Consider the following 12,084-nt stretch of genomic DNA (forward strand, 5'->3'; position numbering starts at 1 on the left):
CTACGCTTATCGGGCCTACGATTCTCAATTATTTGTAGGCCGGATAAGGCGGTAGCCGCATCCGGCACTGAGTATTACTGTTCGGTACTTGGCGTATTAATCATTCGGTTCAGCCATGGCACCATAATCGCCATCACTACCGTTACCGCCAGCGTCACCAGGCCTATCTTACTGAAGACATTGGTATAGATAGGCAGCGTTTGCAGTGGGTCGGTGATGTTTTCCGGTACTGCGGTGAACGTCGCGACATAACCTCCCATCAGGAAAGCGGCGGCCTGGGTCAGGAACCACATCCCAAGAATGAAGCCCATCAGGTGCTGCGGTACCAGCGCGGCGACCATCGCCAGTCCCAGGGCGCTAATCAGCAGTTCACCCAGACTCTGGAACAGATACACCAGCACGATAAACCACGGCGACGTCAGTCCCTGCGCATCGGCAAACCACATCCCGGCAGCGGCGGCGGTCAGGAAACCCAGTGAGCACAGGAACATACCGAGCGTAAACTTCATCGGCATGGTCAGGTCTTTACCTTTGTTTCCCAGACGGGTATAAATCGCGGCCAGTACCGGGCTTGCCACTACCACCCAGAACGGGTTCAGCGCCTGGAAGCTTACCGGGTTGATGGCGAAACCAAGAATTTCATGGTGTACGTTATTGATAGCAAAGAAGTTAAGTGACGTTGGCATCTGTGCGTACAGCACATAGAACACTACCGCTTCCAGCATCAGGATAAAAGCCACGAACATTTTGTTACGCCCGGTTTTATCCAGTTTGAAGGCCTGGCGGAAGAAGATGATCGTCACGGCAATCGACAGGACAATCAGCACCAGGTTGGCAATCTTCACGTTATGCATCAGCCAGGCGCAGATAAATATCGTCACTACCGTACCGGCCAGCACGCAGAATAGATTACGGAAATTCAGCGGCTTATGATCTGGCTCAGAACCGATATTCTTCACCATTCCACGGCAGGCAAAGTAGACCAGCAGCGCGACGATAAGCCCGGCCCCGCACAGGTTGTAGGTCACCGCGTAGCCAAACTTATCGGCAATCACCGGCGCCAGCGACAGCGACAGCAGCGAACCGATGTTAATCGACATATAAAACAGGGTGAAAGCGCCATCCAGTCGGGCGTCTTTCGGTGGATAGCATTTTGACAGCAGGCTTGCCGGGTTGGCTTTAAATAACCCGTTACCCACGGCAATGGTACCCAAAGCAATAAAGATCAGATCGGGCTTGAGCAGCGACATCCCGGTCATGAAGTAGCCGATCGCCAGCACAATCGCACCGAGTACCAGCGTGCGCTTGGTCCCTAACAGGTGGTCGCCGACGTAGCCGCCGATCGAGATCAGGCCGTAGACCAGTGCGGCAAAAGCACCAAAAGTGACGAATGCCTGTTCCTGAGAAAAACCGAGTTGCTTAACAAAAAATACCGCCAGGATGCCCTGAACGCCGTAATAGCCAAATCGTTCCCATAATTCCACAAAGAAGATCATGAAGAACGGACGAGGTTGCTGCAGCAAGCCCGTAGGTGCAGTTTTATTCATATTCCATCGCCTTTCAAAGCCATCCCGAAAAGTATGAACGCGTATACTTAAACGCGCCGAAAAAGTCTTATTTTGTTATAGACTGCGGCGATTAGCCGTGCGGGTAGAGTATTATACAGATAGTTTTCGATCCAATTAGTTGATCACACTAATTATGATTTATTTGTTGGGTTGATGTACTAATTGTGTCCGAATGATAAAAACAAAAACGCCCGCGCGGGCGGGCGTTTACAGGCTTTACTGTTTGCTGCGGGACGGGTTATCTCCCGGCGGCAAGCATTTTATGCTTCTTCGTCGTCACGCAACGGAACAATCAGCATGTCGACGTGGACGGTGTTGATCAGTTGACGTGCGGAGGACATCAGTTTGCTCCAGAAATCCTGGTGGTGACCACAAACGACCAGATCCATGTCGTATTTTTTGATGGCATCAACCAGAACCTGGCCCAGGTCGCCGCTACCGCTCAGGGTTTCGGTGATAGGGTAGCCTGCATTGGTGGACAGCTCGGTTAACGCGTGGTGGGTTTCTTCAGAAATACGTTTCTGCATGTCGCCCAGATTCACGTCGATTAGCCCGGTGTACAGGTCGGAATAGTTTACGTCAACGTGGATAAGGGAGACTTTAGCATTGTAAGGCCGCGCCATAGAGACCGCTTTTTCAACCAGAACTTTGCTTTCCGGAGAAAGATCAACCGCGATAAGAATGTGTTTATAAGCCATAGTGTTACTCCTTCCATAAGTTGTCGATGACTAGCCTGCTGGCGTTTATTTGCCGCCGCGTCATTCGCGTCCTGCGAACCTTATGCGCGGGGCTAGCCCAGTCGTAAAAACGTACCATATAAGGACTATCCTTACATTATAGCGACCAGGATAATCCGTCAATCCGCCTTGCTTGCCAAGCAGTTAAACAAATTTTTTAGTTAATTGCATTGATAGCGATTAACCTTCTGGCAAAAAAATTAACTAATCTCCTACACTATTTAGAGAGGCGCTCGGATGCTTGATACTAACACGAGCGGTTTCGGTAGCACTCTTCACTGAATGATTGGTAGGGTATCGGGGAGCGGTAGTCCCGGAAAGGAGTTCCGTGGGCGGGTCGCCGGGGAGGAGATATGATAAGCACCATTGCGTTGTTCTGGGCTTTGTGTGTCGTTTGCATTGTTAATATGGCGCGCTATTTTTCTTCGTTACGCGCACTGTTAGTGGTACTTCGTGGTTGCGATCCATTACTTTACCAGTATGTCGATGGTGGGGGATTTTTTACCTCGCATGGGCAACCCAACAAGCAGATGCGTCTGGTGTGGTATATCTACGCTCAGCGTTACCGCGATCACCATGATGATGAATTTATTCGCCGCTGTGAGCGGGTTCGCGGCCAGTTCATTCTTACCAGCGCGTTATGCGGACTGGTGCTAATCAGCATGGTTGCGCTGATTATCTGGCACTGATTACCAACGACAGATACAAAAAAAGCGGGTCAGTTTCCTGACCCGCTTTTTTACCGTGCATCCGCTTAGATAAGCTTCAGGGAGAGCCAGTACAGCACCCCGGAAAGAATAATCGCCGCCGGCAGGGTGAAGACCCAGGCCATCAGAATGCTGGTTACCGTCTTACGCTGTAAACCGCCACCATCAACAACCATCGTTCCCGCAACGGAAGAGGAGAGAACGTGAGTGGTGGAAACGGGCATACCGGTGTAGCTGGCAAGACCGATAGAGACTGCGGCGGTCATCTGCGCCGACATCCCCTGGGCATAGGTCATGCCTTTCTTACCGATTTTCTCACCAATGGTGGTGGCTACGCGACGCCAGCCAATCATCGTACCAATACCCAGCGCCAGTGCGACGGCCATAATGATCCAGATAGGCGCGTACTCAATGGTGCTCAGCATGTCAGCTTTCAGTTTTTTCAGCAGACGTTGATCGTCAGCGCTTACGCCAGGCAATTTCACCACTTTATCCGTGGTATCAGAGATACACAGCATAATACGGCGCAGCTGGCCACGCTGTTCAACGCTTAACTTGTCGTAGGTTTCCAGATTCGCCAGCATACCTTTCGCACGCTCAAGCGCGTTGATGGTATTCGCTGGGTGGCAATGGAACTCTGTCGATGCCGTTGTGACCGTTTCCGTCGGGGACGGAATCAACTGGTCTACGCCAGTCGCCTGTTTGAGCAGGTCTGGGCGTTGCTGGAAGAAGACTTCGACGTTATTGATAGCATCGCGGGTACGGGTAATTTCGTAACCGGAAGCATTCATATTCACCACGAAGCCTGCAGGCGCTACGCCAATCAGCACCAGCATCACCAGACCAATGCCTTTCTGGCCATCGTTCGCGCCGTGAGAAAACGCCACGCCGATAGCGGAGAGGATCAGTGCGATACGCGTCCAGAACGGCGGCTTTTTCTTGCCATCTTTCTTTTCACGTTCTGCCGGTGTCAGGTGGATACGGGCACGTTTTTTCGTACCACTCCAGTAGCGACGCAGAATGAATATAAGGCCGCCAGCAACCACCAGACCGACAATCGGCGAGATGATTAGCGAGGCAAAAATACCCATCACTTTCGGGATGTTAAGTGCGTCCACCACCGAGGTGCCGTTCATCAACGCATTGGTTAAACCAATACCGATAATCGCGCCAATCAGCGTGTGGGAGCTGGATGCAGGTAAACCAAAGTACCAGGTACCCAGGTTCCAGATAATTGCCGCCAACAGCATGGAGAACACCATGGCGAGGCCATGTGACGATCCCATATTTAGCAGCAGATCCGTTGGCAGCATATGCACGATGGCATACGCTACGCTGAGACCACCCAGCAAAACACCAAAGAAGTTGAACAACGCAGCCATGACCACCGCCAATTGCGAACGCATTGCACGGGTATAGATCACGGTTGCGACAGCATTGGCTGTGTCATGGAAGCCGTTAATTGCTTCATAGAACAGCACGAAAGCCAGAGCAAGCAATAGTAAAAGCCCGGTATGTAAATCCAGGCCAGCAAACAAATGTAGCATAGGACGTTACGCCATTTTGAGGACATGAACGCGGCGCATTATCAGTGACTTTGGCGGCGCGGGCAAAGTGAAATATAGAGTTTTTTTGATTTGTCTCCTGCTTTGTTTTACACCACTAAAGAATTATCCTATATATTTCAGATAAATACCCTTTATCGATAGTTTGGTGCTGGTGCGACCACTGAGGAATCTTTACAATTCACCCCCGCTTTTTAGAGAGGATCGCAACGTGGAAAGGTTTGATACCGTTATTATAGGCGCTGGCGCAGCGGGTATGTTTTGTGCCGCGCAGGCAGGACAAGCAGGTAGCCGGGTACTGCTGATTGATAATGGTAAAAAGCCGGGACGCAAGATCCTCATGTCTGGCGGGGGACGCTGCAACTTTACCAACCTTTATGTCGAACCTGCCGCGTATTTGAGTCAAAACCCGCATTTTTGCAAATCGGCGCTGGCGCGTTATACGCAGTGGGATTTTATCGATCTGGTGGGCAAGCACGGCATCGCCTGGCACGAAAAAACGTTGGGTCAGCTGTTCTGCGACGATTCCGCCCAGCAAATTGTCGATATGCTGGTGGACGAGTGTGAAAAAGGTAACGTAACTATGCGGTTACGTAGCGAAGTCCTCAGCGTTGAGCGTGAGGGGGAAGATTTCATCCTGGCGCTGAACGGCATGACGGTCGGCACGAAAAAGCTGGTTATCGCCTCTGGTGGTCTTTCGATGCCGGGTCTGGGCGCGACGCCGTTTGGCTATAAAATTGCCGAACAATTCGGTCTGAACGTGTTGCCGACGCGCGCAGGTCTGGTGCCTTTCACCTTACACAAGCCGCTGCTGGAGCAGCTTCAGGTGCTCTCTGGCGTATCCGTTTCCTCCGTTATCACCGCCGAGGACGGCACCGTATTTCGTGAAAACCTGCTCTTTACGCACCGCGGGCTTTCTGGTCCGGCCGTGCTGCAGATTTCCAGTTTTTGGCAGCCAGGTGAATTTGTCAGCATTAATTTGTTGCCGGATGTTGACCTTGCGAACTTCCTGGATGAACAGCGCAGCGCCCACCCTAATCAGAGCTTAAAGAATACGCTTGCTATGCAGTTGCCAAAACGCCTGGTGGAATGTTTACAGCAGTTAGGGCAAATCCCGGATGTCTCGCTGAAACAGCTTAACGTGCGCGATCAGCAAACGCTGGTGGAGACCCTGACCGAGTGGCGGGTGCAGCCGAACGGTACGGAAGGGTATCGTACTGCTGAAGTCACGCTGGGCGGCGTGGATACCAACGAGCTGTCATCGCGCACGATGGAAGCCCGTAAAGTGCCAGGACTCTATTTTATTGGTGAAGTGATGGACGTCACCGGCTGGCTGGGTGGATACAACTTCCAGTGGGCATGGTCGAGCGCCTGGGCGTGCGCGCAGGATTTGGTCTCTGGTGAGTGAATTTGTTTACCGCTGTTACAAGGAACTGACTCAGGCATGCGTTTCTTAACTCCGGGAATGATAAGATAATCAGTTAAAAATCGCACAGATAAGAGAACGGGAGGCACATGGTTATTCCTGAGGTAAAACAGGAGCGGCTCTATCAAAAGATAGCCAATCTCATCATTAAGCTCATCAACGATAGTATTTTTCCGCCAGGAAGCTTCTTGCCCCCTGAACGTGAACTGGCGAAGCAACTTGGCGTGAGTCGCGCCTCGCTCAGAGAAGCGCTGATTGTGCTGGAGATCTCAGGGTGGATCACCATCCAGTCCGGTAATGGCGTTATTGTTACTGATAAAAAGCATTCCGCCAGTGATTATACGGTTGAAGAAATACTCTATTCGCGAGAGTTGGTTGACAGTCATTGCGCGCGTCTTGCTGCAGAAGCAGGCAAAGATGAACTTATTAGTCAGCTTGAAGCGCTGCACCTCAGCATGGAAAAAGCCATTAGTGAAAACAATGTCCATGGTTTTTACTCCCTCGATAAGCAGTTCCATTTAACGGTATCTGAAGCCAGCCAGAACCGCGTACTGCTTGATATGTCGCGAATGCTGTGGGAACAACGCGTTAACATCCCGTATGCCGGACTGGACAAGCGTTCCGGCAATCGGGATGTATTAACCAGCATGAATACTCAGCATAAAGCGATTGTGGATGCGATCCGCCAGGCTGATGCTGACGGTGCTTACCAAAAATCACTGGAACATCTGGCTTATGTCAGACAGATCGTGGGTCTTTGAAGTAAAATATTTAATGATTTAGAGCGGCTACCGCTGCACGTGCTCCTACGCTGTGCAATTGCTGACAGGCAGCGGTTACGCGTTTGATAAAGTCTGTGTTATCGCTCAAATCCGTCCCAAAAATGGTGTCGATTGTCAGCAGCGCCCGCACACGCTCTTCAGGTGACAGATATTGCTGATTTATCGCCTGATACCGTGCCGCCAGAGGGTCCACCACATCAATCGGATTGTTTTTTTCATCCACACCGCTGACGTAGCGCATCCAGGCTGCGACACCCAGAGCCAGATGACGGTAATCTTCCCCTCGTGCCAGATGCAGCCGAATGGGATCCAGCAAACGCTGCGGTAATTTCTGGCTGCCATCCATCGCAATTTGCCAGGTTCGGTGCTTCAGTGCTGGATTAGTAAAGCGCGCGATAAGCAATTCCGCATAACCTGCCAGGTCTGTACCTTCAGGCATCGACAGCGTTGGGGCCTGTTCGTCAAGCATTAACGCCAGCGCAGCGTTGCGATACGCCGGGTTTGTCATCGTATCGGCAATCGTCTCATAGCCGCCCAGATAACCGAGGTAGGCGAGGAATGAGTGACTGCCGTTGAGCATACGCAGTTTCATCATTTCAAACGGCACCACATCTTCCACAAACTGTGCGCCCGCGCGATCCCAGTCCGGACGTCCATTAACAAAGTTATCTTCGATAACCCACTGGCGAAATGGCTCGCAGGCAATGGCACAGGGATCGTAAACGCCAAGCTGCTCGGCGATTTGCGCTAACGTCTCTTCTGTTGCTGCTGGAACGATGCGGTCTACCATTGTGCATGGGAACGTTGCCTGTTCGGCAATCCACTCAGCCAGGTGCGGATCGCGCTCGGCGGCCAAACCCAGGACAGCGGTTTTTGCGACGTGGCCATTTTCCCGCACGTTATCGCAGGACAGCACAGTAAAAGCGTTCAATCCCTGCTGGCGGCGTAGCGCGAGGGCTTCGACGATATAACCAATTGCTGATTTGGGGGACTGTGGGTGGGCAATGTCGTGCTGGATAAACGGATGATTCAGATCCAGCTCGCCGCTGGCGGCATCTGTGCAATATCCTTTTTCGGTGATGGTCAGCGAAACGATGGCAGTTTCTGGACGTGCCATTGCGTGGATAATGGCTTCACAACCGTCAAATTCAGGATGTAGCGCTTCTTTCATCGAGCCAATGATTTTAAGCTCTGTCGTTTGTGCGCCGCGTTCGGCAACGGTGTACAGCAGATCCTGCGCCTTCAGGTTTTGAATCAGTGTGGCATCGTTTCCGGGCATCAGGTTGACCTCACATATGCCCCAGTCGCTGTCACTGCTTTCCAGCAAATGATGTGTATAGAGTGCCTGATGGGCGCGGTGAAAAGCGCCGCAACCAAGATGCACGATGCGCGAAACGAGGCGTGAACGATCCCTGCGTGGGCGTGGGGTGGAAATCTGTGCAGTGGCGAGATTATTGTCCATGACAAACTCCTGTCATTGATGATCTTCTTTGATAATGCGCTATCAAAGACTGGTGCTGACTGAAAGTGAAAACCGCATGGCGGGGATACCATGCGGCAATGTGGTTACTGACTGAAGAAGGCGCGCTGGATAGCCAGTTCAACGCCGCGTACTTCAGCCAGGCCCTTAAGGCGACCAATAGCGGAATACCCTGGGTTAGTTTTCTTTTTCAGGTCATCAAGCATTTGATGACCATGGTCGGGTCGCATGGGGATAAGTGAGGCGTTGCCTTCAGCTTTACGCCGCTGTTCTTCTTCGACTATCGCTTTCACTACGCTGTACATATCGACATCACCGGAGAGATGTGCTGCCTCATGGAAGGTTTTGGGATTCTCTTCGCGTTGTGTGGAACGCAGGTGCGTAAAGTATATTCGCGGACCGAACTGTTTGATCATCTCAACCAGATCGTTGTCTGCGCGGACGCCGTAAGAGCCGGTACACATCGTAAAGCCGTTGGCCGCACTGTTTACGGTATCCACCATCCACTGCATATCTTCTATAGTAGAAACGATGCGCGGCAGGCCAAGAATCGGGCGCGGTGGATCGTCAGGATGAACTGCCATTCGTACTCCTACCTCTTCAGCGACTGGGATAATGGCTTTCAGGAACCAGGCGAAATTTTCCCGTAGGGCCGCTTTGTCGATATCTTTATAGGTTGCAAGGTGGCTACGGAATTGGTCCAGGGTATATCCTTCCTCGGCACCTGGCAGACCGGCAATGATATTGCGCGTCAGCCGGGCTTTGTCCTCTTCGCTCATATCCGCAAAACGCTGGTGAGCCTGGGCAATTTCCTCCGCGTTGTAGTCCGCTTCCGCACTAGGGCGCTTGAGGATATGCAATTCAAATGCGGCAAACTCAATCTGGTCAAAGCGCAGAGCCTTTGAACCGTCGGGTAGCACATACTCCAGGTCGGTACGGGTCCAGTCCAGAACCGGCATGAAGTTGTAGCACACAGTAAAGATGCCGCATTGGGCGAGATTGCGCAGCGTCTGCTGGTAATTCTTGATCCACAGATCGTACTGGCCCGTGTGGGTCTTGATGTCTTCATGGATCGGCACGCTTTCCACGACCGACCAGACCAGACCGGCTTTTTCTACGATCTCTTTGCGTTTGAGAATTTCTTCTACGGACCAGACTTCACCGTTTGGAATATGGTGCAGCGCAGTTACCACACCCGTTGCACCAGCTTGACGAACATCGGACAACGATACGGGATCGTTTGGGCCATACCAACGCCAGGTTTGTTCCATCGCTTTATCTCCTGGAAAAATTAATGAAAGGTCGCATTGATCTTCAGATAGCGTTCCGGGTATTGATCGAGTTCCTTCACGGCGTCAGGCACATCATCAATATTCACTACCTTGCTGACGACATCTGCGGGATTAATGTTCAGCGTTGCCAGCATTTGTAACGCCTCTTCGAATTCACCTGCACTGGTACGCGATCCGCGCAGATCCAGTTCCTTAAACGTGATCAGGTTAGTGGGTAACGATGTCTCCTGTTTTGGCCAGCCGGTGAAAGCAATACGACCTGCAAATGACGCAAGATCCAGAGTTTCGCGAATTGCACTGTTGGCGCCAGATGCTTCGACTACAACCTGCGCCATCGTCCCCTGCGTGATCTCTTTGATCGCCTCAATAACCCGGATGTTCGACGGATTGATGACGTAAGGCACGCCCAGTGATTTTGCGTACTGAAGTCGTTCGTCCACGATATCGATCAGAATGGGTGTCGCACCGTAGCGCAATGCGCTCAGTGCCGCCATCAGGCCAATCGCACCGGCACCAATAATGGCGATATGCTCTCCGGCCGTCAGTTTGGCGCGATGTAGCGCATGCAGTGCGATAGTCAGTGGTTCAGCTAACGGAGCCATCTCTGAGGCGACATCATCAGGGATTTTGTGAATTAAATGTGCGGGGTGAGCAACCACCTCCTGCATTGCGCCATCAATATGTACACCAATTACTTTTAGATTTTCACAACAATTTGTTCTGCCTACTGAGCAAGGGTAGCAATGACCACAATAAATATAAGGATCAACAATAACGCGATCACCTTCTTTAATATTTGCTGGCATGCCCTTGCCTTGTTTAATAACAATGCCTGTGACTTCATGTCCAATAATACGTGGATAGGTTACTAATGGGTTAGTACCACGAAATGCACCAATATCAGAGCCACATATCCCAGCAGCATCAACTTTTATTAGTACTTCATTATCTTTCTTTTCCGGATAATCAACCCAACGGGTTTCAATTTCACCAGGTTTATTGATGTAAACAGCTTTGACTTTCATTTGTTTTTAATCCTTTATTTTTGACAAATACGAATACCAGACAGCTGGAAACAATCGCAATAGCCCCAGCCAGATAGAATGCGTAATCATATTTACCGCTAAACTGGACAATAAACCCGGTGACCAGAGGGCCAATAATTCCGGATATATTTGCCAGTCCATGCATGGCACCACCGACGCTGCCCACTTTATCTTTGTGCACGACATCCTGAATAACTGCCCAATATATAGGTCCAGTCAAATACAGCAGGAATAACGAGACTGACATCAGTCCAACGGCACTGCCGATAGTCGTAACCGTTCCTGAAACCGCCACACAGATCGCCGCGCCAGCCAGGCAAACACCGAGAATAAGACGGCGAGAAAGTAGGGCATTTCCTGTAATGCGATAGATAAAATCAGAACATACTCCGCCCAATACCATACCGATCGCGCCAATTACCCACGGGATGACGGTTGCAATACTAATTTCTTTAATATCAAGGTGTAGAGAGTGGTTAAGATAGCTTGGAAACCAGGTCAGGAAGAAAAAGAGTATGTAGTTATAACTGAAGAAGGCCAGTGTCGTTGCCCACACCATAGGCTGCTTCATGTAGTAACCGAGAGAAGGCATCGCTTTACCGTCATCCGCTAAAATGATGTCATCATGGTTTTCAAAATCGACACGTTCTTCCGGGGCGAGGTGTTTACTTTTTGAAGGTTTATCACTGGCAGTGAAATACCATAGTAATACCCAGACTAAACCGAACAGGAAAATGATACCGAATGCCGGACGCCAGCCTAATGAAAGCGCCAGCATGCCAACTACCGGACCAGAAATCGCGCCACCTAACGGTGAACCTGCGCTAAAAATACCAATCGCAGTTGCAGATTCCTTGCGTGAAATCCAGTTATTGATGATTTTATTTCCGGCCGCGCTGACCGGTCCTTCAGCCATGCCGAATAACACGCGAACAGCCAGCATAGTCCATAAGCCAGTAACCAGACTGGTCATCCCACAAAATAATGACCAGAGTAACGCGGCGACCAGAAATACTGTCTTGGGGCCAAATCTGTCACTGGCCCAGCCACCGATAAAGTTAAATAGAGCATAACCAACAAAGAATGCGCTGAATATCATACCCATCTCAGCAGCATTGAATCCTAATTCCTTTTCGATGAGTGGAGCAGTGATCGACAATGCTGAACGATCCATATAGTTAAGCATGTAAACTATAAAAAGAAGAAAAACGATAAGCCATCCCATTGTTTTTCTTTTCATGATATATCCTCTTATTGTGGTCTAGCGGCCTGACCACAATATTTAAAACCTATTTTAAGATCACCATTCTTTTGATGTTAATGTGATCAACATAACGAAAAATAAGTTTCTTAAATGATTAATATCAAATGTTTTTGCTGTTATCTATATGAATTTTAATACTTTTATTTTGGTGGTGGAGTTTAGAGTAAAAGCGAATTTCGTATTCAACACCCATTTTTGATGAATATTGCAATAACGT

General features: G+C 50.3%; 10 protein-coding genes. 3 read left to right on the plus strand and 7 right to left on the minus strand.

Going from position 1 to position 12,084, the window contains the following annotated elements:
- Positions 1-74: 74 nt before the first annotated feature.
- Positions 75-1,547, minus strand: a complete 1,473-nt coding sequence (gene dtpB / locus M4I31_RS01195; protein ID WP_038635084.1) for a dipeptide/tripeptide permease DtpB — start codon at positions 1,545-1,547, stop codon at positions 75-77.
- Between the two features lie 281 nt (positions 1,548-1,828).
- Positions 1,829-2,266 carry a universal stress protein UspA gene (gene uspA, locus M4I31_RS01200; RefSeq protein WP_003023368.1) on the minus strand — a complete coding sequence of 146 codons (438 nt, stop codon included), beginning with the start codon at positions 2,264-2,266 and terminating at the stop codon, positions 1,829-1,831.
- A 392-nt stretch (positions 2,267-2,658) separates the two neighbouring features.
- Between uspA and uspB the strand changes: the two genes are divergently transcribed.
- Positions 2,659-2,994: a universal stress protein UspB gene (uspB, locus tag M4I31_RS01205; protein ID WP_003023371.1), complete on the plus strand. Its 336-nt coding sequence runs from the start codon at positions 2,659-2,661 to the stop codon at positions 2,992-2,994.
- Positions 2,995-3,059: 65 nt separating this feature from the next.
- Here uspB and pitA read toward each other — a convergent pair whose 3' ends face one another.
- On the minus strand, positions 3,060-4,559 hold the full coding sequence (pitA, locus tag M4I31_RS01210; protein ID WP_038635082.1) for an inorganic phosphate transporter PitA: 1,500 nt from the start codon (positions 4,557-4,559) through the stop codon (positions 3,060-3,062).
- 229 nt (positions 4,560-4,788) lie between these two features.
- Between pitA and M4I31_RS01215 the strand changes: the two genes are divergently transcribed.
- Together M4I31_RS01215 and M4I31_RS01220 are read left to right on the plus strand one after the other, a co-directional pair.
- On the plus strand, positions 4,789-5,985 hold the full coding sequence (locus M4I31_RS01215) for an NAD(P)/FAD-dependent oxidoreductase (protein ID WP_069323760.1): 1,197 nt from the start codon (positions 4,789-4,791) through the stop codon (positions 5,983-5,985).
- Positions 5,986-6,092: 107 nt separating this feature from the next.
- The gene (locus M4I31_RS01220) at positions 6,093-6,764 is read left to right on the plus strand and encodes a FadR/GntR family transcriptional regulator (protein ID WP_069323761.1); all 672 of its coding nucleotides are present in this window, start codon (positions 6,093-6,095) and stop codon (positions 6,762-6,764) included.
- 10 nt (positions 6,765-6,774) lie between these two features.
- Here the strand turns inward: M4I31_RS01220 and M4I31_RS01225 are convergent, their stop codons facing one another.
- The 4 genes from M4I31_RS01225 to M4I31_RS01240 all read right to left on the minus strand — a co-directional run bounded on the left by M4I31_RS01225 (position 6,775) and on the right by M4I31_RS01240 (position 11,843).
- Positions 6,775-8,247, minus strand: a complete 1,473-nt coding sequence (locus M4I31_RS01225; protein ID WP_085049045.1) for a fructuronate reductase — start codon at positions 8,245-8,247, stop codon at positions 6,775-6,777.
- A 104-nt stretch (positions 8,248-8,351) separates the two neighbouring features.
- Positions 8,352-9,536 carry a mannonate dehydratase gene (uxuA, locus tag M4I31_RS01230; RefSeq protein WP_085049044.1) on the minus strand — a complete coding sequence of 395 codons (1,185 nt, stop codon included), beginning with the start codon at positions 9,534-9,536 and terminating at the stop codon, positions 8,352-8,354.
- A 20-nt stretch (positions 9,537-9,556) separates the two neighbouring features.
- Complete coding sequence (locus M4I31_RS01235; protein ID WP_085049043.1) at positions 9,557-10,582, minus strand: zinc-binding dehydrogenase; 1,026 nt, start codon at positions 10,580-10,582, stop codon at positions 9,557-9,559.
- Positions 10,554-11,843, minus strand: coding sequence for an MFS transporter (locus M4I31_RS01240; protein ID WP_038635066.1), 1,290 nt, complete (start codon positions 11,841-11,843; stop codon positions 10,554-10,556). The genes M4I31_RS01235 and M4I31_RS01240 overlap by 29 nt, the downstream gene beginning before the upstream one ends.
- Positions 11,844-12,084 lie beyond the last annotated feature (241 nt).

It is taken from the genome of Citrobacter sp. XT1-2-2, from assembly GCF_023516235.1.
GTDB lineage: Bacteria > Pseudomonadota > Gammaproteobacteria > Enterobacterales > Enterobacteriaceae > Citrobacter > Citrobacter werkmanii.